Source organism: Streptomyces sp. NPDC001532, from assembly GCF_040298625.1.
GTDB lineage: Bacteria > Actinomycetota > Actinomycetes > Streptomycetales > Streptomycetaceae > Streptomyces.
Genome location: NZ_JBEPAL010000013.1, coordinates 137057 through 160667, shown reverse-complemented (window position 1 = coordinate 160667; position 23611 = coordinate 137057). Strand labels below are relative to the sequence as shown.

The following is a 23611-nucleotide window of genomic DNA, read 5'->3' as shown; positions in this document are numbered from 1 at the left end:
GGAGAGCTGTGCGGCCGGGCACACACGGCCCGCGGAGGACCACCGACGGTATCCGTGCGGGACCGATGCGGCCAACCCCCGGAGGGCATGGCAGGCTTGGGTCATGGCCGTGCAGATCAACCCCAGCATCCTGTCCGCCGACTTCTCGCGCCTCGCCGACGAGGCGAAGGCGGTCGAAGGGGCCGACTGGCTCCACGTCGACGTCATGGACAACCATTTCGTCCCGAACCTCACGCTCGGTGTGCCGGTCGTAGAGTCCCTGGCCCGTGCGACGGACACTCCGCTGGACTGCCATCTGATGATCGAGGCCCCCGATCGCTGGGCCCCCCAGTACGTGGAAGCGGGGGCTTCCTCCGTCACCTTCCATGTCGAGGCGGCCGCCGCCCCGGTGCGGCTCGCCCGGGAGATCCGGGCCAAGGGTGCCCGGGCCTCCATGGCGCTCAAGCCCGCCACGCCCATCGAGCCGTACGAGGACCTGCTCCCCGAGCTCGACATGCTGCTCATCATGACGGTCGAGCCCGGCTTCGGCGGTCAGGCGTTCCTGGACATCATGCTCCCGAAGATTCGCCGCACCCGCGAGTTGATCAGCAAGCACGGCCTCGAGCTGTGGCTCCAGGTGGACGGCGGAGTCGCGGACTCCACCATCGAGAGGTGCGCCGAGGCCGGCGCCGACGTCTTCGTCGCGGGCTCCGCGGTCTACGGTGCCGAGAACCCGGCCGCGGCGGTCCGTGCGCTGCGGGCGAAGGCCGAGGCCGCGACCCGGCACGCGGCATGGGCGTGCGACCACTGAGCCACGGTTACGTGAACGGCGCCCATCAGGCGCCGATCAGGGCTGATCGACCGCGCCGGATCTGCAAGGATGAACGGCGAATCCAGAGTGTGAACAGCAGTGAGGAGATCGCCGTGTCGGGTATGTCGGCGGGCCGGTCAGCCATGCGGATGGGACCCGCTGAGCTGGTGCAGGCGGCGGCCATGGCCCGCCGCTTCTACCTTGAGGGCAAGTCCAAGATCCAGATCGCCGAGGAGTTCGGCGTCAGCCGCTTCAAGGTGGCCCGGGTCCTGGAGACCGCCCTCGAACGGGATCTCGTGCGCATCGAGATCCGAGTCCCGGCCGAGCTGGACGCCGAGCGCTCCGACGCGCTGCGCGCCCGCTACGGCCTCAGGCACGCCGTGGTGGTCGAGTCCCCGCCCGAGTCGGAGGAGACGCCCGACCCCGAGAACCTCGGCGAGGTGGCCGCCGACCTGCTCGGCGAGCTGGTCAACGAGGGCGATGTGCTGGGGCTGGCCTGGGGCCGGTCCACCATCCACATGGCCGCCGCCCTCGACCGGCTGCCGCCCTGCACGGTGGTGCAGCTGACGGGTGTCTACGACGCGGGGACCGCCGAGCGGGGCTCGGTGGAGGCGGTGCGGCGCGCCGCCCAGGTCTCGGGCGGCGACGCCCACCCCATCTACGCGCCGATGCTGCTGCCGGACGCGGCCACCGCGGCGGCGCTGCGCAATCAGACCGGCCTCGCCCGGGCCTTCGAGTACTTCGACAAGGTCACGGTCGCCTGCGTCTCCATCGGCTCCTGGGAGCCCGGCATCTCCACGGTGCACGACATGCTCAGCGACGAGGAACGGGCGCACTACGCCTCCCTCGGAGTCGCCGCCGAGATGTCCGCGCACCTGTTCGACGCCGAGGGGCGCCGGATCGGACGGGACCTCGGCGAGCGGTGCATCACGGTCAAGGCCGACCAGCTGCGCCGTATCCCCGAGGTGGTCGCGATCGCGGGCGGGCAGCGCAAGGCGTCCGCGATCGACGCGGTGCTCCGCTCCGGGCTGGTCACCAGCCTGGTCACGGACACCTCGGCAGCCGACTACCTGATGACGGCCGGCCCGGCCCCGAAGCCCGCACTGAACCGGTCGGACCCCGACGGGCACTGAGGCGGGCACTGGCGGAGAGCGTGAGGACGGCGAGGGCACCGGCGGAAGCCGGTGCCCTCGCCGCTCCGTCCCCGGGGCGACTGGTGATACGGCCAGATCCACCCATGACCATGACCATGACCAATCGTTCAGGGCGGTGCGGAGATGGCGGAAGTGGCGGTCACGCTGGACCTCGGCGGGGTCACCGGCAAGGCGGAGCTGATGGACCGCTGCGCCCGGGCCCTGCGGCTGCCCGACTGGTTCGGCCGCAACTGGGACGCGCTCGCGGACAGCCTCGGCGACCACACCCTGTGGCCGGACGGCGCCGTCGAGCGGGGCCTGCTGATCGTCGTACGCAACTGGCAGGGGTACGCGAAGGCGCGGCCGGACGAGTGGGAGATCGCCCAGGAGGTGTTCGGCGAGGCGGTGGACCACACTCCGGCGCTCGCCGTGCAGCTCGCTCTCGGAGGATCCTCCTAACGCTCGCCGGCCAGCCTGGACGAACCGCCCGTACACCGGTGACCGGGCCTCATGGGAGAATGAAGTACGTGCTCTTTCCCCCTGGCTGACCTGTCCGGGGGCCACCTCTGATCGACTGGGATGTGCAGCACGTGCGTTTCCTCAACGACCTCCAGCCCTCGTACGACCTCACGTACGACGACGTCTTCATGGTGCCGAGCCGCAGCGCGGTGGGCTCCCGGCAGGGCGTGGACCTCAGCTCCCCGGACGGCACGGGCACCACGATCCCGCTCGTCGTCGCCAACATGACCGCCATCGCCGGCCGCCGCATGGCCGAGACGATGGCCCGGCGCGGCGGCCTCGTGGTCATCCCGCAGGACATCCCGATCGAGGTCGTCACCGAGGTCGTCTCCTGGGTCAAGAGCCGCCACCTGGTGCTCGACACCCCGATCGTGCTGGCCCCCCACCAGACCGTCGCCGACGCGCTGTCCCTGCTGCCCAAGCGCGCGCACAACGCCGGTGTCGTCGTCGACGAGGACCAGCGGCCCATCGGTGTCGTCACCGACCGCGACCTGACCGGCGTCGACCGCTTCACGCAGCTCGAAGAGGTCATGTCCAAGGACCTGCTGCTGCTCGACGCGGACATGGACCCGCGCGAGGCGTTCAACACCCTGGACCACCACAACCGCCGTTACGCCCCCGCGGTCGACGGTGACGGCCGCCTCGCCGGCATCCTCACCCGCAAGGGCGCGCTGCGCGCGACCCTCTACACCCCGGCCGTCGACGCCAAGGGCAGGCTGCGGATCGCCGCCGCCGTCGGCATCAACGGCGATGTGGCCGGCAAGGCCAAGCAGCTGCTGGACGCGGGCGTGGACACGCTGGTCATCGACACCGCGCACGGCCACCAGGAGTCGATGATCAGCGCGATCAAGGTGGTGCGGGCGCTCGACCCGCAGGTGCCGATCGTCGCGGGCAACATCGTCTCCGCCGAGGGCGTCAAGGACCTGATCGACGCGGGCGCCGACATCATCAAGGTCGGTGTCGGCCCCGGTGCCATGTGCACCACGCGGATGATGACCGGCGTCGGCCGGCCGCAGTTCTCCGCCGTCCTGGAGTGCGCCGCCGAGGCGAAGAAGTACGGCAAGCACGTCTGGGCCGACGGCGGTGTCCGCCACCCGCGCGACGTGGCGATGGCCCTCGCCGCCGGCGCCTCGAACGTGATGGTCGGCTCCTGGTTCGCGGGCACCTACGAGTCCCCGGGCGACCTCCAGCACGACGCCGACGGCCGCGCCTACAAGGAGTCCTTCGGCATGGCCTCCGCGCGTGCCGTGCGCAACCGCACCTCGGAGGAGTCGGCGTACGACCGCGCCCGCAAGGCGCTGTTCGAGGAGGGCATCTCCACCTCCCGGATGTTCCTCGACCCGGCCCGTCCGGGCGTGGAGGACCTGATCGACTCGATCATCGCGGGCGTCCGCTCGTCCTGCACCTACGCCGGTGCCGCCTCCCTGGAGGAGTTCGCCGAGAAGGCGATCGTCGGCATCCAGAGCGCCGCCGGCTACGCCGAGGGCAAGGCCCTGCACGCCAGCTGGAGCTGATCCGCCGCGCTCGCCGGCCGGTTCGCCGGCCCGGTTCACGCAAGGCCCCCGGAGAGATCCGGGGGCCTTTCGCGTGCCCGGCGCGTGCCCGGAGCCCCACCTCGAAAAGCCCCGCCGCGCACCGGAACGCAACACTCGACAGCCCTCACGCAACGAACCCCCGTCCGGCCCCCGCAGACGCAATGATCTTGCGGAGATGCGCAAGGTTGCTGCATTACGGCCGCAACGCCCCGCCCATAGAGTGCTGCGCTGTACGTGGCGTGGCGGGGACCCCGCTCGGTGGGTTCCGGCTGTCGCCGGGGTGCCGTCGGTCCCCGCCGCCCTGACCGGCAGCGACAAGGAGCCAGCAGCGTGCTCGACCAAGGCGCACCCCCGCAGAACCGCCCCCAGCCACCCCTCGGCGTCGTCGCGCGCCTGATGCGCCGCAAGCCGGTGGAACACCTGGTCGCGGAGGGCGGCCAGGGTGAGGGAGGCTCGCTGCGACGCTCCCTCGGGCTGTGGCAGCTGACCATGATCAGCATCGGTGCCACCCTCGGCACCGGCATCTTCGTCGTGCTCGGCGACGCCGTCCCCGAGGCCGGTCCCGCGGTCACCCTGGCGTTCGTCATCGCCGGTCTCACCGCCCTCTTCTCGGCCCTTTCCTACGCCGAGCTGGCGGGCAGCATCCCGGTCGCCGGCTCCTCGTACTCGTATGCGTACGCAACCATGGGTGAGCTGGTCGCCTGGGTCTGCGGCTGGTGTCTGGTGCTGGAGTACGGCGTCTCGGTGGCCGCGGTCGCGGTCGGCTGGGGCGAGTACCTCAACGAACTGCTCGACGGCACCATCGGCGTCACCATCCCGTCCGCGCTGTCCTCCGCGCCCGGCGAGGGCGGCATCATCAACCTGCCGGCGCTGATCGTCGTCCTGCTCGCGATGGTGTTCCTGCTGGGCGGCGTGCGGGAGTCCGCGCGCGCCAACACGATCATGGTCGCCGTCAAGATCGCCGCGCTGGTGCTGTTCTGCGCGGTCGGCTTCATGGGCTTCAAGTCCGGCAACTACGCCGACTTCATGCCGCTCGGCATGGCGGGCGTGAGCGCCGCCGGTGCCACCCTCTTCTTCTCCTACATCGGCTTCGACGCCGCCTCCACCGCCGGTGAGGAGGCCAAGGACCCGAAGAAGGACCTGCCGCGCGCGATCATGCTCTCGCTGATCATCGTCACCGCGCTCTACGTGCTGGTCGCGGGTGTCGCCGTCGGCGCCTGGAACTGGACCAAGTTCGAGGGCTCCGAGGCCTCCCTCGCCGCGATCATGAACGACGTCAGCGGCCAGACGTTCTGGGGCACCCTGCTCGCCCTCGGCGCCGTCATCTCCATCGCGAGCGTGGTCCTCACCGTGCTCTACGGCCAGACCCGCATCCTGTTCGCGATGTCCCGCGACGGCCTGGTCCCCAAGGCGCTCGGCAAGGTCGACCGGAAGACCGGCGCCCCGCGCCTCAACACGGTGATCGTCTCCCTGTTCTGCGGTGTGCTCGCCGCCCTCATCCCGCTGGGCAAGCTCGTCGACGCCACCAGCATCGGCACCCTGTTCGCCTTCGCGCTGGTCAACATCGCGGTGATCGTGCTGCGCTACAAGCGCCCGGAGCTGGAGCGCACCTTCAAGGTCCCGTTCGGCCCGGTGCTGCCCGTCCTGGGCTTCCTCTTCTGCGCCTACAACATGTTCAGCCTCGACACCGTGACCTGGGTGGTCTTCGGGTTCTGGATGGCCGCCGGTCTCGTGTTCTACTTCCTCTACGGCTACCGCCGCTCCCGACTCGCAACACCTGAGAAGTGATCACCCCACAGTGCTGAACGATCTCGACGAACGCATCGTGCACGCCCTCGCCGAGGACGCCCGCCGCTCCTACGCGGACATCGGCCAACTCGTCGGCCTGTCCGCGCCCGCCGTGAAACGGCGCGTGGACCGGCTGCGCGCCACCGGAGCCATCACCGGATTCACCGTCCGCGTGGACCCGGCGGCGCTGGGCTGGGAGACCGAGGGGTTCGTCGAGATCCACTGCCGCCGCAACACCTCGCCGGAGACCATCCAGCGGGGCCTGGAGCGGTACCAGGAGGTCGTGGCCGCGTCCACCGTCACCGGGGACGCGGACGCGATCGCCCAGGTCTTCGCCTCCGACATGCGGCACTTCGAGCGGGTCCTGGAGCGGATCGCGGGGGAGCCGTTCGTGGAGCGCACCAAGTCGGTGCTGGTGCTCTCGCCCCTGCTGCGCCGCTTCTCCTCCGGCTCGCCGACCTGACCCGACCTGACTCGGCCTGACCCGGCCTGACTCGACGTAAGGGGTCCGCGTCCGTTCGGGCGGCTCCGGTTCGTCCCGGCCGGTCTCACCGGCCGGTCTCGTCGACCGGTCTCGTCGACCGGTCTCACTCCGCGCGCTTGCGGACCGACGCCAGCAGACGCCGTACCGCCAGCGCGTGGCCGCGCGTTCCGATCACCAGCAGCCGGTACACCCGGCCTGCCGGACCCGGGAACTCCGCCCACGTCTCGGCGCGCAGCCGGGTCCGCCCCGCACCGGCCTCCTCCAGCCGGAAGACCAGGGCGTACGTCGAGAAGCGGTGGCTTCCGGCCAGCGCGAGCTCCCGCGCGGGGACCGCGCCGACCACATGGAACCCGGGTGTCGCCGAGCCCTTCGCCGGTGGCCGCGGCCCGGCGGCGGCGCGGTCGGCGCAGCCCAGCAGACGCGCCACGGCACCGGTCCGCCCGGACGCGAAGGAGCGCTCGACGGCCTCGGCGACCGCCTGCCACACGGCGTCCGGCGCCGCGGCGACGACCGAGGTGTGCGCGTCGACGAACGGCAGGGCGGGGCGGTACGCGGCATCCATGGAGGACCCCTTCGGCAGACGGTTCGGCTTCTGTCCCGAAGTCTGACGCGCCGCAAGGCCCCACGGCCTCCTCCTCACGGAGGGACCTCACGGAGGGACCTCACGGACGGAACCCCAGGCGCGGAAAGACCCTGCGCGAGTGAGCCCGGCCCGCCTACCATCGGTGCCATGACCTGGCGACATTGATCCACCCGCCGTGCCTCCCGAGGGCCGCCTCGGACGCCGTACCCCCGGCATCCGATCCGTCCCTGCGGGAAGGCCTCATGACACTTTCACCGGCACACGCGCCCGCCGCCGGCGTCCGCCGCCTCACGGCCACGCTGTACGGCTACGCGTTCCTCGACGACTTCGTCCTGCTCTACCCGGTGTACGCGCTGCTGTTCGCCGACACCGGTCTGTCGCTCTGGCAGATCTCCTCCCTGTTCGCGCTCTGGTCGCTCACCGGTGTCCTGCTGGAGGTGCCGTCCGGCGCCTGGGCGGACGCCTTCTCGCGTCGGCTGCTGCTGTGGCTCGGCCCGCTGCTCACCGCCGCCGGCTTCGCCCTGTGGACGCTGTTCCCCTCGTACGCGGCCTTCGCGGCCGGCTTCGTGCTGTGGGGTGCCGGCGGAGCGCTGGGCTCCGGTGCGCTGGAGGCGCTGGTGTACGAGGAGCTGGACCGGCTCGGCGCCGCCGACCGGTACGCGCGCGTGCTGGGCCGGGCGCACGCGGCCCGTCTGCTGGCCACGGTCAGCGCGGTGGGCGTCGCCGGGCCCGTCTTCGCGGAGGGCGGTTACGCGGTGGTCGGCGCGGCCAGCGTGCTGGCGGCCCTGCTGACCGCGGCGACGGCGACCCGGTTCCCCGAGCACCGGAAGCCGGCGAGCGCGGGCGACGGCTGGGTCACGACCCTGCGGTCCGGACTCGCCGCCGCTCGCGGCGACCGTTCGCTGCGGGGCGCGCTGCTGCTGGTGCCCGCCGTGGGCGCGGTGTGGGGCGCGCTCGACGAGTACACGCCGCTGCTGGTGCGGGAGACCGGGGTGCCGGACGGGCTGGTGCCGTACCTGATCATGCTGATCTGGGCCGGAGCCACCGCCGGGAGCCTGCTCGCCGGTCGGGCCGCGGGCCTCGGTGCGAAGGGACTCGCGGGAGTGCTCGCGGGCGCGGCGCTCGCCCTGGCCGTCGGCGCCGGCGCCGGCACTGCGGTGGGCCTCGGCCTGGTGGCCCTCGCCTTCGGCGGCTTCCAGCTGGCCACGATCCTCGCCGACGTCCGCCTCCAGCACCGTGTCGAGGACGGCGAGCGGGCCACGCTCACCTCCCTGGCGGGCCTCGGCACCGAACTGGCCACGATCACCGTGTACGGCGGCTACGCGGCCCTCGGCGACACCGCCGCCCACGGCACCGTCTTCACCCTGTTCGCGCTGCCGTACCTGGTGACGGCCCTACTGCTGACGAGGACGGGCCCCCGGTCGGGGCCGGGCCCGGCCCGAGGGTGAGGCCATCGCGCCGGAGCGGCACGTTCACCCGGGGCTGGACTGCTCTGCGGTCGCCCCCCGCAGGCCGCAGGCGATGCTCGCGCCGGAGCCGACAGAAGTTTCTCCCGGCAGCTGATGCGGCCAGCCGCCGAGCCCGCACCGCGCGGCACCCTGGACGACCTCGTCCTCCCTCCGCCCGGCGCTGCCGCCTTCCTGGGGTGCGGGCACCCGGGAGGGCCGGGGCCGGAGATCCGGACTGCGCAACGATTCGCCGCGGTCCCCCCGGCCTCCCCTTTCCGGGGGTGAGTCGCCCGGCCACCGCTGCGCGATGATGCGCGGCAACGCCCCCGGCCGCCCTTTTCCGCAGGTGAGGGAGCCGGCCGCCCGCCCCGCGCCCGGCGCGTCGCCTCCTTCGCCGGCCGCCGGGGTCCGGTCGCCCCCGGGCGCCGCCCGAAGAGGGCCGGACCGGTCGTCCGAGCCGCGCAACGAATCGTCGCGACCGCCCCGGCCCACGCAACGAACCGCTCACCCGCGCGCAACGGCTCCTTCTTGTCCGGCCAGGTCGGCCGACCGTACGGTCTACGTGGCCCCCCGACCCCCTTCCCGCCCGGTGAGGAACCAGCATGCGCATCGCCCTGCTCCAGAGCTCCGGCCGCCCCGGCTCCACCGTCGAGAACCTCAAGGTCCTCGACGACGCCGCGGGCCGGGCCGCCGCCGCGGGTGCCGGGCTGCTGGCCGCGCCGGAGATGTTCCTGACCGGGTACGCGATCGGCGACGACATCGCGCGCCTCGCCGAGCCCGCCGACGGCGACTGCGCGGACGCGATCGCGGACATCGCCGGCCGGCACGGGCTCGCGATCGCCTACGGCTACCCCGAGCGCTCCGGCGAGACCGTCTTCAACTCGGCCCAGCTGATCTCCGCCGAGGGCACCCGTCTCGCGAACTACCGCAAGACCCACCTCTTCGGCTGCTTCGAGCGCGACCACTTCACCCCGGGCGACCAGCCGGTCGTACAGGCCGAGATCGACGGCGTCCGCGTCGGCATCATGATCTGCTACGACGTCGAGTTCCCGGAGAACGTCCGCGCCCACGCCCTGGCGGGCACCGACCTGCTGCTGGTGCCGACGGCCCAGATGCACCCGTTCCAGTTCGTCCCCGAGCACCTGGTCCCGGTGCGCGCCTTCGAGAACCAGATGTACGTCGCGTACGTCAACCGGGTCGGCACGGAAGGGGAGTTCGAGTTCGTCGGGCTCTCCACGCTGGCCGGTCCCGACGGCGTCGCCCGCACCCGGGCCGGCCGCGCCGAGGAACTGGTCGTCGCCGACGTCGACCCCGTCCTCCTGGCCGCCGCCCGCGAGGCGAACCCGTATCTGACGGACCGGCGTCCCGGCCTCTACGGGTCCCTCGTCTGAACCCCCACCGCCTTCCCCCCGTTCTTTTCGCGCAAGGAGTCCGTACCCCATGACGTCCACGGTGCCCAACGCCGTCGAGCACGCCGACGAGCAGCAGCCGCCGATCACCATGTTCGGCCCGGACTTCCCGTACGCGTACGACGACTTCCTCGCCCACCCGGCCGGCCTCGGCCAGATACCCGCGACCGAGCACGGCGCCGAGGTCGCGGTCATCGGCGGCGGCCTGTCCGGCATCGTGGCCGCCTACGAGCTGATGAAGATGGGCCTCAAGCCCGTCGTCTACGAGGCCGACCAGATCGGCGGCCGGCTGCGCACCGTCGGCTTCGACGGCTGCGACCCGGCGCTGACCGCCGAGATGGGCGCGATGCGCTTCCCGCCGTCCTCCACCGCCCTCCAGCACTACATCGACCTGGTCGGCCTCGAGACCCGGCCCTTCCCCAACCCGCTCGCGGAGACCACCCCCTCCACGGTCGTCGACCTCAAGGGCGAGACGCACTACGCCGAGACCATCGAGGACCTGCCGCAGGTCTACCGCGATGTGGCCGAGGCGTGGAACAAGTGCCTGGAGGAAGGCGCCGACTTCTCCGACATGAACCGCGCGATGCGCGAGCGGGACGTGCCGCGCATCCGTGAGATCTGGGCGAAGCTCGTCGAGAAGCTGGACAACCAGACCTTCTACGGCTTCCTCTGCGACTCCGAGGCCTTCAAGTCGTTCCGGCACCGCGAGATCTTCGGCCAGGTCGGCTTCGGCACCGGCGGCTGGGACACCGACTTCCCGAACTCCATCCTGGAGATCCTCCGCGTCGTCTACACCGAGGCGGACGACCACCACCGCGGCATCGTCGGCGGCTCCCAGCAACTGCCGCTGCGCCTGTGGGAGCGGGAGCCGGAGAAGATCGTGCACTGGCCGTACGGCACCTCGCTGGCGTCGCTGCACGAGAACGGCGAGCCCCGCCCGGCCGTGACCCGGCTGAACCGCACCGCCGGCAACCGGATCACGGTGACCGACGCCAACGGCGACATCCGCACCTACCGGGCGGCGATCTTCACCGCCCAGTCCTGGATGCTGCTGTCCAAGATCGCCTGCGACGACTCGCTCTTCCCGATCGACCACTGGACCGCCATCGAGCGCACCCACTACATGGAGAGCTCCAAGCTCTTCGTGCCGGTGGACCGGCCGTTCTGGCTGGACAAGGACGAGGAGACCGGGCGGGACGTCATGTCGATGACGCTCACCGACCGTATGACCCGCGGTACGTACCTCCTCGACGACGGACCCGACAAGCCCGCCGTCATCTGCCTGTCCTACACCTGGTGCGACGACAGCCTGAAGTGGCTGCCGCTGTCCGCGAACGAGCGGATGGAGGTCATGCTGAAGTCGCTCGGCGAGATCTATCCCAAGGTCGACATCCGCAAGCACATCATCGGCAACCCGGTGACGGTCTCCTGGGAGAACGAGCCCTACTTCATGGGCGCGTTCAAGGCCAACCTGCCCGGCCACTACCGCTACCAGCGCCGCCTGTTCACGCACTTCATGCAGGACCGGCTGCCCGAGGACAAGCGCGGCGTCTTCCTCGCCGGCGACGACATCTCCTGGACGGCCGGCTGGGCCGAGGGCGCCGTCCAGACCGCGCTGAACGCGGTCTGGGGCGTCATGCACCACTTCGGCGGGGAGACCGACGCGGCCAACCCCGGCCCCGGCGACGTCTACGACGAGATCGCCCCGGTCGAGCTGCCCGAGGACTGACCCGAAGGGACCGGCCTCCGAGGCCCCAGCCCCCCCGGAGGTCGAGGTCTAGGGTCCAGCGCCCTGGAGGTCGAGGTCTGGGGCCGAGCTCCCGGAGGCCGAGCCCCAGGGCGGAGCCTCGGGAGACCGACTTCGGGGGGCCGAGCCCCAGGGCGGAGCCTCCGGGAGACCGACTCCGGGGGGCCGAGCCCCAGAGGCCGATTCTGAGTACTGAGTTCTCGGCTCCAGGGCTCCGGCTCTCAGCCCCGGGATTCCCGGCTATGGATCCAGCTGCCGGCTCTGGCTCCCAGTCTCCGGTCCGGACTCCGGCTCCCGGCTTCGGGCCCCGGCTATGGCTCCAGCTCCCGCTCCGGGTCCCGGACTCCAGCTCCCGGCTCCGGGTCCCGGACTCCAGCTCCGGCTGCCGGCCCCGGACTCCAGCTCCCAGCTCCGGCTCTCAGCCCCGGACTCCAGCTCCCGGCTCCCGGCCCCGGACTCAAGCTCCGGCCTCCGACTCCAGCTCCCAGCCTCCGGTCTCCGGCCCTCGGCTACGCCTCCAGCTCCCGCCCCCGGAAGCCTCAGACGCCGGCCGCGCGGGTCTTCGCGTAGACCTGCTCGGCCACGTCGATCAGCTCCCGGGCGTCGCGCGGGGCTCCCAGGAAGTCGATCATGATCTCCTCCAGGCCCAGCTCCGCGTAAGGCACCAGGTCGGCGACGATCTGGTCGACGCTGCCCTGGAAGGGCTGCCGGTCGGAGCCCTCGTGGGTCTGCCGGGTGTAGTGCGCGTTGACTCGCAGCACCGTCCGCAGCGGCGTGGTCCGGCCGCGCTCGGCCGCCAGCTCCTGGAGGCCGCGCCACTGCTCCGCCAGCGCGTCGACGCCCATGGCCACCGGCAGCCAGCCGTCGGCGTGGTCCACCAGGCGGCGCCGCGCCCGCGCACCGGACGCGGCCAGCAGCAGGGGGATGGGCCGGGCGGGCTTGGGGCCGACCACGGCGGGGGCGATCTTGGTGAACTCGCCGTCGTAGGCGACGGGGTCCGGGCCCCACACCGCCCGGCACACCTCGATCAGCTCGTCCAGGGCCCGGCCGCGCTCCTCGAACGGACGGACTCCGGCGGCCGCGTACTCGTCGACCGACCAGCCGGTGCCGAATCCGGCGATCACCCGGCCGCCGCTGGCCGCGTCCAGGGTGGCGAGCGTCTTGGCGAGCTGGAACGGCACGTGCAGCGGGGCCACCAGCACGCTGGTGCCGAGCCTTACCCGCTCGGTGGCCGCCGCGGCGAGGGTCAGGGTGACCAGCGGGTCGGCGACATGCCGGTAGAAGTCGGGCCAGGGCAGGCCCGGGACGCCGTACAGGCCCTGGGTGGCGGGCTCGGGGAATAACGCGCGTTCGAAGACCCAGAGGCTCTCGTAGCCGATGGCCTCTGCCGCGCGCGCCACCTCGGGGACGTCGCGGCCGAGGTCGTACTGGCGTGACTGGGGGAGTCCGAGACCGAGTCGGATCGTCATGGGGGGTGTGCTCCTTTGCGTGAGCGACGCTGAATTGATCATTCAACTTACAACGATTCAGCGTGAGTTGACTGGTGAGCGTGAAGCGCCTGGCTTAATCAGTCCGGTAGCGGGGTGAGCATCATGCGCCCCGCGAATCCCACGGCCGCGTCCAGGCGTTCGATGAACTCCGCGGTCAGCTCGGGCAGTTCGCGCATCGCCCAGAGCGCCCGCGCGGCCGCCCAGGTGGCGTCCCGGGCCCGCTCCAGGCTCCAGGCGCCGAGCAGATGGGTGAGCGGGTCGGCGATCTGGAGCAGATCGGGACCCGGCATCAGATCCTCGCGGACCCGCTCCTCCAGCGTCACGAGGAGATCTCCCACGCGATCGAACTCGTCCTCCAGATCGGCCGGTTCGCATCCCAACGTACGACAGGCGTCCACCACGGCGAGCGCCAGGTCGTGTCCGATGTGCGCGTTGATGCCCGCCAGCGCGAACTGCAGCGGACGTACGCCGGGATGGCGGCGGAACTGGAACAGCGGCCGCCAGCAGGCCGGCGGACGGCGCTCCTCGAAGGCCGCGTCGACGGCCGCGAGGTACCGCTCCGCGAACCGCACGTCCAGCGTGATCGCGGCCCGCCGGTCCGGGAACCGGCCCGCCTGGATGCGCTGGTCGACCGCCTCGGTGACGGCGAGGTAGACGCGGTTGAAGACCGCGACCCCGTCCCGTGGGGGAAGGGACGCGTCGAGGGCGCGCATCCGGGAGACGACCGCGTCGACGGGAGTGGTGAAGTGTTCCAACTGCGCCATGGGGGCAGCGTCCCAGCCTTAGGCTTGCGAACGTGCCGGCTGGCCCGACGCTTCCCCACAACGGGGGAACGGGCGCGTCGCACGGAAGAGTGAGCCGTGGGGGAGACGGCGACACGAGGGGGGAACAGTACGTGCCAGGCTTACGTGCCCGGCGCCTGGCCGAGCGCAGGGCCGCGCGCAGGCGTGCCGCACGGCGCAACGCGATGGTGGCGGCGGCCTCGGTCGTCGTCGCGGTCGGGACGGTGACCGGCATGATGTCCGCGCTCGACGGCCGGCCCGGCGTCGACGAGGCCCGCACCGCCGAGGCCGGCAGGTCGCCGCGGCTGGAGCGGCTGCCCGTGGAGCCGCCCGCGTCCCCGGCGTCCGCCGAGCCCTCCGCGACCGGCTCGCCCTCGCCCTCCCCGTCGTCCTCGCCCAGTCCGTCGCAGCGGCCGCGGGCGTCCGCGACGCCGTCGCCCGGCCGGACCGCGAGCGAGCGGCGGACCGTCCCCGTCTCCGCCCGCCTCTACCGCCACCCCGACTCCCAGGTGCTGGACTGGGTGCGCGGCAACGCCGACGACCCGCGCCAGGACGTCATCCAGGAGCGCATCGCCGACCAGCCCGCCGCGGTCTGGTTCGCCGACTTCACGCCCTCGACGATCACCTTGCGGGTCAAGGCCGTCACCGCGGGCGCCGCCGCGCAGGGCCGGGTCCCCGTCGTGGTGCCGTACGCGATCCCGGACCGCGACTGCGGCGGCCACTCGCAGGGCGGGGCGCCCGACCTCGGCGCCTACGACGCCTGGATCGACCGGTTCGCGGCCGGGCTCGGCTCCGGCGAGGTGATCATCGTGCTGGAGCCCGACTCGATCGCCCAGTCCGGCTGCCTCTCCGCCGCCGACCGCGCCGACCGCTTCGCCTCGCTGGCCCGTGCCGGCCGGGTGCTGAAGGCCGCCGACCCGAAGGCCCGCGTCTACTACGACGCGGGCCACTCCGGCTGGCATCCCGCCGAACGGCAGGCCGAACTGCTGCGGCAGGCGGGCGCCGCCTCGGCCGCCTCCTCCGACGGCGTCTTCAGCAACGTCTCCAACTTCCACCGCACCGCCGACGAGATCGCCTACGACCGGCAGGTGCTGGACGCCCTCGGCGGTCCGGCCGGCCTCGGCGCGGTGATCGACACCAGCCGCAACGGCAACGGCGCCCCGCCCGACGGCCAGTGGTGCGACCCGGCGGGCCGGGGGCTCGGCCGCGCCCCGACGCTGACCACCGGCGAGGAGCGGATCGACGCCTACCTGTGGGTGAAGCTGCCGGGGGAGTCGGACGGCTGCAAGGGGGCGCCGGGCACCTTCACCCCGTCGTACGCCTACGACTTGGCGCGCGGGGCTTCCTCGTCGTAGCTGGACGTGCCCTCGTCGAGCAGGGGCTCCTGCGTCTTGAGGTGGGCGGGGGCGAAGGCGCGCAGCGCGTGGTAGCCGGTGATGACGACCAGCGTGCCCAGGGCGATCCCGCTGAGCGAGAAGTTGTCGGTGATCTCCAGGGAGACGTTGCCGACGCCGATGATGATGCCCGCGGCGGCCGGCACCAGGTTCAGCGGGTTGCGCAGGTCGACCCCGGCGTTGATCCAGATCTGCGCGCCGAGCAGGCCGATCATGCCGTACAGGATGACGGTGATGCCGCCGAGCACCCCGCCGGGGACGGCGGCCACGACGGCGCCGAACTTGGGGCAGAGGCCGAACAGCAGCGCGAAGGCGGCGGCGGCCCAGTAGGCGGCCGTGGAGTAGACGCGGGTCGCGGCCATCACGCCGATGTTCTCGGAGTACGTGGTGGTGGGCGGACCGCCGACCGCGGTGGAGAGCACGGACCCGACGCCGTCGGCGGAGATCGCGGTGCCGAGCTTGTCGTCCAGCCGGTCGCCGGTCATCTCGCCGACCGCCTTGACGTGCCCGGCGTTCTCCGCGACCAGCGCGATCACGACCGGCAGCGCGACCAGGATCGCCGACCACTCGAAGGACGGGGCGTGGAAGGAGGGCAGACCGATCCATTCGGCCCGGCCGACGGCGGAGAAGTCCAGGCGCCAGTGGTCGACGACCTTGCCGCTGCCGTCCACCGAGTGGATCCGGCCGAAGACCCGGTCGAAGACCCAGGAGATGCCGTAGCCGAGGACGAGTCCGAGGAAGATCGCGATCCGGGACCAGAAACCGCGCAGGCACACTACGGCCAGACCGGTGAACAGCATCACCAGCAGGGCCGTCCACTGGTCCTGCGGCCAGTAGGTGGAGGCGGTCACCGGGGCCAGGTTGAAGCCGATCAGCATCACGACCGCGCCGGTGACGATCGGCGGCATGGCCGCGTGGATGATCCGCGCCCCGAACCGCTGCACGGCGAGGCCGACTAGGAACAGCGCGACGCCGACGACGAGGACCGCGCCGGTCACGGTGGCGCTGGTGCCGCCCTGTGCGCGGATGACCGCGGCGACGCCCACGAACGACAGCGAGCAGCCGAGGTAGCTGGGCACCCGGCCGCGGGTGGCCAGCAGGAACACGATGGTCGCGACACCCGACATCATGATCGCGAGGTTCGGGTCCAGTCCCATGAGGACCGGCGCCACGAACGACGCGCCGAACATGGCCACCACGTGCTGGGCGCCGAGGCCCGCGGTACGGGGCCAGGAGAGCCGTTCGTCGGGACGGACGACGGCTCCGGGGGCCGGAGAGCGTCCGTCGCCGTGAATTCTCCAGCGGACGCCGAGATCCATGAGGTGTCGCTTTCGTCGTGCGGGCAGCTGTGTCCGGACCATTGTCAGGGGTGGACGGGGGTGCCTCGCACATCTGAGCGGCCGCTGCGGGTGAGCTGAAAGCGGGCGCTTAGGATGATCGCGCCCCGGCACCTCGTGTACGGAGCACCTATTCCGTACGTCCCAGGAGCACCACCCATGACCACCGCCGAAGCCCCCGCCACCCGCACCCTGTCGTACGGCCGGCTCATCCCCGTCACCGTCCACTTCGACGACCTCGACGCGCTCGGACTGCTGCACAACGCGCGCTACCCGGTGCTGGTCGAGCGGGCCTGGACCGAACTGTGGCAGGAGCACGGCTTCGGCTTCTCCGGCGACTGGGCCGCCGCCGGGGACGCCTGCAACGCCGTCAAGGAACTGCGGATCAGCTACGAGGCGCCGGTGACCCGGCCCGGCGGCTACGCCGTCCACCTCTGGCTCGACCGGCTCGGCACCACCGGGCTGACCTACGGCTTCCGGTTCTGCTCGGCCGACGGGGCGGTGACCTACGCCCACGGCAGCCGGGTGCTGGTCCGGCTGGACGCCGAGACGCTGCGCCCGGCGCCGTGGACCGAGCTGTTCAGGGCCGTGGGCCGGGAACTGCTGCGTCCGGCCGGCTGACCTTCGGGCGGTCGCGGTCCCCGGCCCGCAGCACTCCCGCGAAGGCGGTGAGCCCGCAGGCCAGCACCGTGACCAGGCCGAACGACACCACCAGACTGGTCGCCTGGGCCAGACCGCCGATCGCGCTCGGGGCGATCAGTCCCGAGGTGTACGTGATGGTCGCGACGCCCGCGATCGCCTGGCTGGGGTTCGGGCCGCTGCGGCCCGCCGCCGCGAAGCAGAGCGGGACGACCACCGCGATGCCCAGCCCCATCAGGGCGAACCCGGTCATCGCCACCGCCGGATGGCCGCCGAGCACGATCAGCAGTCCGCCGAGCACGGCCAGCACCCCGCCGGAACGCACCGTGCGCACCGCGCCGTAACGGTCCACCACCTTGTCCCCGGCGATCCGGGCGACCGCCATGGTGAAGGTGAAGCCGGTGGTGCTGGCCGCCGCCAGACCGGCGGAGGTGCCCAGCTCGTCCTGGAGGTACACCGCCGACCAGTCGAGGCTCGCGCCCTCCGCGAACACCGCGCAGAACCCGATCGCGCCGATCAGCAGGGCCGAGCGGGGCGGCAGCGCGAACCGGGGCGGCGGCTCCTCGTCCTCGGCGGGCTGGAGGTCCAGCACCCAGGAGCAGGCCACCAGCCCCGCCGCCGTCAGCACGGCGGCCGCCAGCGTGTGGTGCAGCCGGGCGTCCGTGCCGAGGTGGGCGGCGAGGGTGCCGGCCGCCGAGCCGAGCAGCGCGCCCGCGCTCCACATGCCGTGCAGACCGGACATGATCGACCGGCCGAGGCGGTTCTCCACCTCCACGCCGAGGGCGTTCATCGCCACGTCCGACATGCCCGCGGTCGCGCCGAAGGCGAACAGGGCCAGGCAGAGCGTGACGAGGTTGGGGGCGAGGGCGGGCAGGGTCAGCGACAGCGTCCACAGGGCCAGCAGTCCGCGCAGGGCGGTCCGGGCGCCGAAGCGGTGGCCGAACCAGCCCGCCAGCGGCATCGCCACGGACGCGCCGAGCGCGGGGAAGGCGAGGGCGAGGCCCAACTGGCCCGCGCTGACCCCGGCATGGTCCTGGATCCACGGCACCCGGGTGGCGAAGGAGCCGGTGACCGCGCCGTGCACGGTGAACACGGCGGCCACGGCGTACCGGGCCTGTCGTACGACGCGTTGTTCGTAGACCACTTCGCTCATTCCTCGGCCCCTCCCGGTGATGGTGGCATTCCTGCCGTGCTGCCGCCGTAAACTATCAGGAACCCTGCCTGATAGATAGGGACTATTCGAGGCCGCCCGCCTGCGCGGGCCCGCCCGTCTGGGAGGATCCCGGCATGCCCGCATCCCCGAGCACCGCCCGAGCCATCAACGACCGGCTCGCCCTGCGCCTTCTCCAGGAGGAAGGCCCGCTGACGGCCGGGCAGTTGAAGCAGCTCACCGGGCTGTCCCGGCCGACCGTCGCCGACCTCGTCGAACGCCTCACGGCCGCCGGACTCGTCGACGTCGTCGGAGAAGCGGGAGAGCAGCGGCGCGGGCCCAACGCCAAGCTGTACGGCATCGTCGCCGACCGGGCCCACCTCGCGGCGCTCGACGTGCGCACCGAAGGCGTCTCCCTCGTCGTCTCCGACCTGCTCGGACGGGTGCTCGCCGAGGCGTCGGTGCCGATCGGGGACGACACCGGGACCGGGCCCGCCGTCGAGCAGGCCGTCACCCTCGTCGAACGGGGTGCGAAGGAGGCCGGCACCGACCGGCTGCACACCGTCGGCATCGGCGCGCCCGGCCTCATCGACCCCGCCACCGGCGACCTGCGCGACTCCACCGGCCTGCCCGCCTGGCACCGCCGCCTGGTCGCGGCCCTCCAGGAACGGCTACCCGAGGCCCGCGTCATCGTCGAGAACGAGACCAACCTCGCGGCCCTGGCCGAACAGCGCGACGGCGCCGCCCGCGACCGGGACACCTTCGTCCTGCTCTGGCTCGGCCACGGCACCGGGGCCGCGGTCATCCTCGACGGCGCCCTGCGGCGCGGGGCCTCCGGCGGCACGGGCGAGATCGGCTTCCTCCCGGTGCCGGGCACGACGGGACTGCCGTCGGCGACGGACTGCGCGGGAGGCTTCCACTCCCTCGCCGGCGCCGCCGCCGTCGAACGCCTGGCCCTGGACCACGGCATCACGGCCCCGCACCCGGCCACCGGCCCGTGGGCGGCGGAACTGGTGCGCGCGGCGGCAGCCGATGCCGAGAACCCGGACGGCATCGACGGTGACCGCCCGGCGACGCCCTCCCCCGGAGCCCGGTTCCTGGACGCCCTCGCCGACCGGATCGCCGTCGGGGTCGCCTCCGTGGCGGCCGTGCTCGATCCCGGGTGCGTGGTGCTGGGCGGCGAGGTCGGGCAGGCCGGGGGAGCGGCGCTCGCCGCCCGCGTGGAGCCGCGGGTCCGCCGGATGTCACCACTCGCCACCGAGGTCCGCGCCGGCACCCTCGGCGGCGCCGCGGTCCTGCGAGGCGCCCTGCTGACCGCCCGGGACCACGCCCAGGACGAACTGTTCGCGCCGCCGGAGCGGTGACGGGCGGGCCCTTCAGCCCGACGTTCGCCTCGGACCGCGCGGCCCGTCACCTGCCCCTACCCGTGCGAGGGAACCCAGCACCCCGCGCGGCCCCCGCCGAACCGCACCGACCTTTACCCACCCGTCCCGCTGCGAGCGAACCGTCACCCCGCGCCGCCCCCACCGAACCGCGTAGCCAGGTGCTCCTCGAACGTGCCCTTGCCCACGGCACGCGCCGGGGTGAGGTGGCCGCCCGTGCGGAAGGCACGGTAGGCGTTGCCGAACAGGGGCAGCCGCACCACCCGCCGTCGGCGGCCCGTCGCCGTCAGGTACGCGCGGGCCAGTGCCTCCAGGGACCGCACCTGTGGGCCGCCCATGTCCTCGGCCCGCCCCACCGGCCCGCCGAGTGCCAGCTCCGCGAGCCGGTCGGCGACCTCCGCCACCTCGATCGGCTGGTCCCGCACCCCGGCCGGCAGGGGCAGCACCGGCAGTTGGGCGAGGCCCTGGAACAGCTGGACCAGCAGATCGTGGAACTGGGTGGTGCGCAGCACGGTCCACCCGAGCCCGGAGTCCTCGATCCGCCGCTCCACCGCCAGCTTGGTCCGGTAGTAGCCGAACGGCACCCGGTCGACGCCGACGATCGAGATGTAGAGCAGATGACTCACGCCGGCCCGCCGCGCCGCCGCGATCAGATGGTCGGCGGCCCGCTCGTCCCCGCCGCGCGGACTGCTCGCGCAGTGCACGATCGTCTCCACGCCCGCGACGGCCGCGTCCAGCCCGGCGCCGCCCTCGCGCAGATCCACGGCGTAGGGCTGGGCGTGCCGACTGAGCACGCGCACCTCGTGCCCGTCCGCCCGCAGCCGCTCGGTGACGAGCCGGCCGAGGGTTCCGGTGCCACCGGTCACCAGGATCGTGGTCATCTGTTCCGCTCCTCCGTGTGCCGGGCGCTCCCGCGTGGATCGCCCTTCGCGACTGAGACCGAGGAGCCCCCGCGAGACGTGACAGCCACCTGCGGGGGCGCGAGCCGACGGCGTGCGCATTCCAGTCTGTCCGGATGCACCACAGCCCGCGCCCCAGTGAGCGGGCGCGCCGCCCCAGGTCCTCGGCCCCGTCACACGGACAACACGAAATACCCTGCCGGAGCGAGGTGCTCCGGCAGGGTGAGGGGTGGAGAGACCCGGCGGCGGGCAAGGGCCGTCGTCACCGCCGCCGGGCCGGTCGTACGGGGATCAGCAGGCGCCGAGGTCCTGCCAGACCCCCCATTCGCCGGTGGTGCCGGGCTCCTCGCCCTTGGTCCACCACTTGGCCTTCCACGAGTGCCCCTTGTGGGACACCTGAGTACCGCCGCCGTACTCCGAGGTCGCGTTCCACGCGGGCGCGGTGCAGGCGCCGGGCGTCGGCGTCGGGGTCGGGGTCGGGGTCGGGGTCGGGGTCGGGTTCGTCGGGTCCGGCGTGGGGGTGGTGCCGGAGCCGGGCTCCACCACCGTGGTGCCCCGCGCCAGGTCCCCGGCGAGCGCGTACGTGGTGCCGGAGATGTTCACCGTCCAGTTCCACGGGGTGGAGACGGGCAGGTAGTAGTTGAAGGACAGCTCCACCGACGCGCCGGGCGCCAGCGTCTGCCAGGCCGGCAGCTTCAGCGAGACACGGTGGAAGTCGCCCTTCAGCCCGCCCACGTTGGAGCCGGTGTGGTCGCTGCTGATCACCTTGGTGCCGAAGCCCGACTGGTCGGAGGCGTTGCCGGGAGCCGCGGTGGAGTAGTCGAACTGGAACTCCGTGCCGCCCGGCAGGGTCGTCTTCGTGTTGTTGGTGATCTTCACCTTGGGGGTGATCGGGTAGTTGGAGTCGCCGAGCTTGAACTCGCCGAACTCGACGCCGATGTTCACCGCCTTGGTGGGCAGCGCCTTGTTCGAGACCTTCGCGCCGTACGGGGCGGCCGACTTGAACTTGTCGTACATCAGCGAGGTGAGGGTGGAGCCGGGCTCGTACTGGCCCTTGGTGGCGTTCCAGCGGTAGTCGCCCGCCAGCTCCCAGATCATCGTGCCGCCGATCCCGCGGTCGACGACGTAGTCGGCCTTGGCGGCCACCGACTGCTCGTCCTCGGTGGACAGGAACACCTTCTTCTCGGCGTTCCACAGCCACGGCGCGACCAGCGTGGAGTCGTACTTGCGGGCGTAGGTCCCGGTGAGCTTGGTGTCGGCCGGGAAGCCGTACTTGGTCAGGTAGTCGCCGACGACGCCCTTCTCCAGGTTCTTGGCGTGCCACATCGGGTTGGAGCCGGCCGGGGACTCCTTGCCGTTGTCGTCCTTGTCGTGCCACAGGTTGTCGATGCCGACCGCGCCGTCACCGCACTTGGTCAGGCCGGAGCCGGCCGGGCAGGTGGTGGCGGCCGCCTTGCCCCACAGGCCGTCCGTGCCGCCCTGCACGTTCTTGTGGCCGCGGGTGTAGTAGGGCAGGCCGAGGTTGATCCGTCCGGCCGGCATCGAGCCGCGGAAGTAGTGGTAGGCCCAGTCGGTGTTCAGATAGCCGATGCCGCCGTACTGCTGGCTGCCGTAGACGTTGGCCGCCGCGAGCTCCGCGTCCTTGCCGTCGTCGAAGAGGGAGGCGTTCGGGCCGACGTACTCGTTCCAGGCGCCGTGCAGGTCGTACGACATGATGTTGACGTAGTCCAGGTACTTCTGGACCTGGAAGGTCTCCATGCCGCGCAGCAGGTAGCCGGACGACGGGGCGGCGACCGAGAGCAGGTAGTGCCGGCCGTCCGTGGCGCCGGCGCGGTCCAGCTTCTCCCGCAGCGTCTTCATCAGGGCCGCGTAGCCCTTGACCAGGCCCGCGCGCCGGGCGTTGGCGAAGGACCAGTCGAGCGGGTTGCCCGCGTCCTTCATGGTGGTCGGGTACTCGTAGTCGATGTCGACGCCGTTGAAGCCGTACTTGCGGATGAACGCGACCGCGGAGTCCGCGAAGGTGTCGATGCCGGCCTGGTTGACCGAGCCGTCGGCGTTGGTGGCCATGGAGTAGAAGCCGCCGGAGTTGACGCGCTTGCCGCTGTCGTCGAAGTAGCCGCCGGTCTCGGCCCAGCCGCCCACGGAGATGAGCGTCTTGACGTTCGGGTGCTGCTTCTTGAACTTGTTCAGCAGGTTGAAGTGACCCTTGTAGGGGAACTGCGGGTCCATTTCCGCGCCACTGACCCCGGGCCAGGTCATGCCGGTGGCGGCGTTCGTCGCCCCGTCGGTGCCCACGGAGATCTTGTTGCCGCCGTCGATGTGGGCGAAGGCGTAGTTGAGGTGCGTGACCTTGTCCCAGGGGATGTCCGGGGCCAGGTAGGCGGGCGTGCCGTCCTTGCCGGTGCGCCAGCCGGTGAAGTAGCCGATCACCCGGCGCTGGTGGTCGGCGCCCATCTTCTCCCGGCCCTCGGCGTCGTAGACCGAGCAGTACGGGACGTCGACGCCGGGGGTCCTGTAGAGGCCGTCGGGGCGACAGGACTCCTGGTCGGCGGCGTGCGAGACGGTCGCCGGGAGGCCGGCGAGCAGCAGTCCCGCGACCGCCGAGGCGGCGGCGAGCAGGGCGGGTCTGGCCCGGTGACGTGAGGGGGACAGCACAGTCGGTTCCTCTCCACGGAAGTTGCGCAGACCCTAGAGAGGACTAGACCAGTGAGTCAATAGGTATGGACCAATCTGAAGGGCGGGCGAGGCGCCCGGAGTTGGGGCCGGCGGGCGCCGGGCCGACGGCGCCGGCGCGCTCCGGGAAGCCCGGACCCGCGGCTTGTGAGCCACCCCACATCCACCGCCCGTATGGACGCCGATCGGGCGTGGCACACTGGCCCTGTACCAACAGCAGCGCACTCCGGGGTCGGTGAAAGTCCGAACCGGCGGTTACAGTCCGCGACCCGGTCGCCTCCAGCGACCGGTTGACCAGGTGAAATTCCTGGACCGACGGTTAAAGTCCGGATGGGAGGCAGTGCGCGGCGGGCGGGCATGCGTGCGTGCCGCCGTATCGAGTCGTCCCCCTGGCGGGACGGCTCCAGCGGCGTCGCTCCCGGTGTCCTC

At 72.3% G+C, this 23611-nt stretch carries 19 protein-coding genes and 1 riboswitch; of the genes, 12 read left to right on the top strand and 7 right to left on the bottom strand.

What is annotated here, in order from left to right; genetic code table 11:
* The first annotated feature begins 103 nt into the window (after nt 1-103).
* The 6 genes from rpe to ABT232_RS15315 all read left to right on the top strand — a co-directional run bounded on the left by rpe (nt 104) and on the right by ABT232_RS15315 (nt 6228).
* A complete protein-coding gene (gene rpe, locus ABT232_RS15340) occupies nt 104-790 on the top strand; it encodes a ribulose-phosphate 3-epimerase (protein ID WP_351840377.1) in 687 nt (228 codons plus the stop codon).
* Nucleotides 791-879: 89 nt separating this feature from the next.
* Nucleotides 880-1923: a sugar-binding transcriptional regulator gene (locus ABT232_RS15335; RefSeq protein WP_351840376.1), complete on the top strand. Its 1044-nt coding sequence runs from the start codon at nt 880-882 to the stop codon at nt 1921-1923.
* Between the two features lie 144 nt (nt 1924-2067).
* Nucleotides 2068-2382 carry a barstar family protein gene (locus ABT232_RS15330; protein ID WP_351840375.1) on the top strand — a complete coding sequence of 105 codons (315 nt, stop codon included), beginning with the start codon at nt 2068-2070 and terminating at the stop codon, nt 2380-2382.
* Nucleotides 2383-2513: 131 nt separating this feature from the next.
* The gene (locus ABT232_RS15325) at nt 2514-3956 is read left to right on the top strand and encodes a GuaB1 family IMP dehydrogenase-related protein (RefSeq protein ID WP_351840401.1); all 1443 of its coding nucleotides are present in this window, start codon (nt 2514-2516) and stop codon (nt 3954-3956) included.
* Between the two features lie 351 nt (nt 3957-4307).
* Complete coding sequence (locus ABT232_RS15320; protein ID WP_351840374.1) at nt 4308-5765, top strand: amino acid permease; 1458 nt, start codon at nt 4308-4310, stop codon at nt 5763-5765.
* A 10-nt stretch (nt 5766-5775) separates the two neighbouring features.
* Nucleotides 5776-6228: an Lrp/AsnC family transcriptional regulator gene (locus ABT232_RS15315; protein WP_189878031.1), complete on the top strand. Its 453-nt coding sequence runs from the start codon at nt 5776-5778 to the stop codon at nt 6226-6228.
* Between the two features lie 124 nt (nt 6229-6352).
* Here ABT232_RS15315 and ABT232_RS15310 read toward each other — a convergent pair whose 3' ends face one another.
* Nucleotides 6353-6811 carry a hypothetical protein gene (locus tag ABT232_RS15310; RefSeq protein WP_351840373.1) on the bottom strand — a complete coding sequence of 153 codons (459 nt, stop codon included), beginning with the start codon at nt 6809-6811 and terminating at the stop codon, nt 6353-6355.
* A 263-nt stretch (nt 6812-7074) separates the two neighbouring features.
* Between ABT232_RS15310 and ABT232_RS15305 the strand changes: the two genes are divergently transcribed.
* The 3 genes from ABT232_RS15305 to ABT232_RS15295 all read left to right on the top strand — a co-directional run bounded on the left by ABT232_RS15305 (nt 7075) and on the right by ABT232_RS15295 (nt 11418).
* The gene (locus ABT232_RS15305; RefSeq protein WP_351840372.1) at nt 7075-8280 is read left to right on the top strand and encodes an MFS transporter; all 1206 of its coding nucleotides are present in this window, start codon (nt 7075-7077) and stop codon (nt 8278-8280) included.
* Between the two features lie 602 nt (nt 8281-8882).
* The gene (locus tag ABT232_RS15300) at nt 8883-9671 is read left to right on the top strand and encodes a carbon-nitrogen hydrolase family protein (RefSeq protein WP_351840371.1); all 789 of its coding nucleotides are present in this window, start codon (nt 8883-8885) and stop codon (nt 9669-9671) included.
* 49 nt (nt 9672-9720) lie between these two features.
* A complete protein-coding gene (locus ABT232_RS15295; RefSeq protein WP_351840370.1) occupies nt 9721-11418 on the top strand; it encodes a flavin monoamine oxidase family protein in 1698 nt (565 codons plus the stop codon).
* Nucleotides 11419-11975: 557 nt separating this feature from the next.
* Here ABT232_RS15295 and ABT232_RS15290 read toward each other — a convergent pair.
* Both ABT232_RS15290 and ABT232_RS15285 read right to left on the bottom strand, forming a co-directional pair.
* The gene (locus ABT232_RS15290) at nt 11976-12905 is read right to left on the bottom strand and encodes an LLM class F420-dependent oxidoreductase (protein ID WP_351840369.1); all 930 of its coding nucleotides are present in this window, start codon (nt 12903-12905) and stop codon (nt 11976-11978) included.
* A gap of 98 nt (nt 12906-13003) precedes the next feature.
* On the bottom strand, nt 13004-13690 hold the full coding sequence (locus ABT232_RS15285; protein ID WP_351840368.1) for a DUF5995 family protein: 687 nt from the start codon (nt 13688-13690) through the stop codon (nt 13004-13006).
* A gap of 203 nt (nt 13691-13893) precedes the next feature.
* Between ABT232_RS15285 and ABT232_RS15280 the strand changes: the two genes are divergently transcribed.
* Complete coding sequence (locus ABT232_RS15280; RefSeq protein WP_351840400.1) at nt 13894-15063, top strand: glycoside hydrolase family 6 protein; 1170 nt, start codon at nt 13894-13896, stop codon at nt 15061-15063.
* Here ABT232_RS15280 and ABT232_RS15275 read toward each other — a convergent pair.
* Entirely contained in the window at nt 15030-16421 is a 1392-nt protein-coding gene (locus ABT232_RS15275) for a uracil-xanthine permease family protein (protein ID WP_351840367.1), read from the bottom strand. The genes ABT232_RS15280 and ABT232_RS15275 overlap by 34 nt on opposite strands.
* Before the next feature lie 177 nt (nt 16422-16598).
* Here ABT232_RS15275 and ABT232_RS15270 point away from each other — a divergent pair, with 177 nt between their 5' ends.
* The gene (locus ABT232_RS15270) at nt 16599-17060 is read left to right on the top strand and encodes an acyl-CoA thioesterase (protein WP_351840366.1); all 462 of its coding nucleotides are present in this window, start codon (nt 16599-16601) and stop codon (nt 17058-17060) included.
* Here ABT232_RS15270 and ABT232_RS15265 read toward each other — a convergent pair.
* Entirely contained in the window at nt 17020-18231 is a 1212-nt protein-coding gene (locus ABT232_RS15265) for an MFS transporter (protein ID WP_351840365.1), read from the bottom strand. The two genes, ABT232_RS15270 and ABT232_RS15265, sit on opposite strands and share 41 nt — an antisense overlap.
* A 134-nt stretch (nt 18232-18365) precedes the next feature.
* Between ABT232_RS15265 and ABT232_RS15260 the strand changes: the two genes are divergently transcribed.
* A complete protein-coding gene (locus tag ABT232_RS15260; protein WP_351840364.1) occupies nt 18366-19592 on the top strand; it encodes an ROK family transcriptional regulator in 1227 nt (408 codons plus the stop codon).
* A 143-nt stretch (nt 19593-19735) separates the two neighbouring features.
* On the opposite strand, the gene ABT232_RS15255 is transcribed toward ABT232_RS15260, so the two are convergent.
* Both ABT232_RS15255 and ABT232_RS15250 read right to left on the bottom strand, forming a co-directional pair.
* On the bottom strand, nt 19736-20491 hold the full coding sequence (locus ABT232_RS15255; RefSeq protein ID WP_351840363.1) for an SDR family oxidoreductase: 756 nt from the start codon (nt 20489-20491) through the stop codon (nt 19736-19738).
* 309 nt (nt 20492-20800) lie between these two features.
* Nucleotides 20801-23164 (bottom strand): chitinase C-terminal domain-containing protein, encoded by a 2364-nt coding sequence (locus ABT232_RS15250; RefSeq protein ID WP_351840362.1) that lies wholly within the window; start codon nt 23162-23164, stop codon nt 20801-20803.
* Nucleotides 23165-23399: 235 nt separating this feature from the next.
* Nucleotides 23400-23530: riboswitch (FMN riboswitch) on the top strand.
* The last annotated feature ends 81 nt before the right edge of the window (nt 23531-23611 follow it).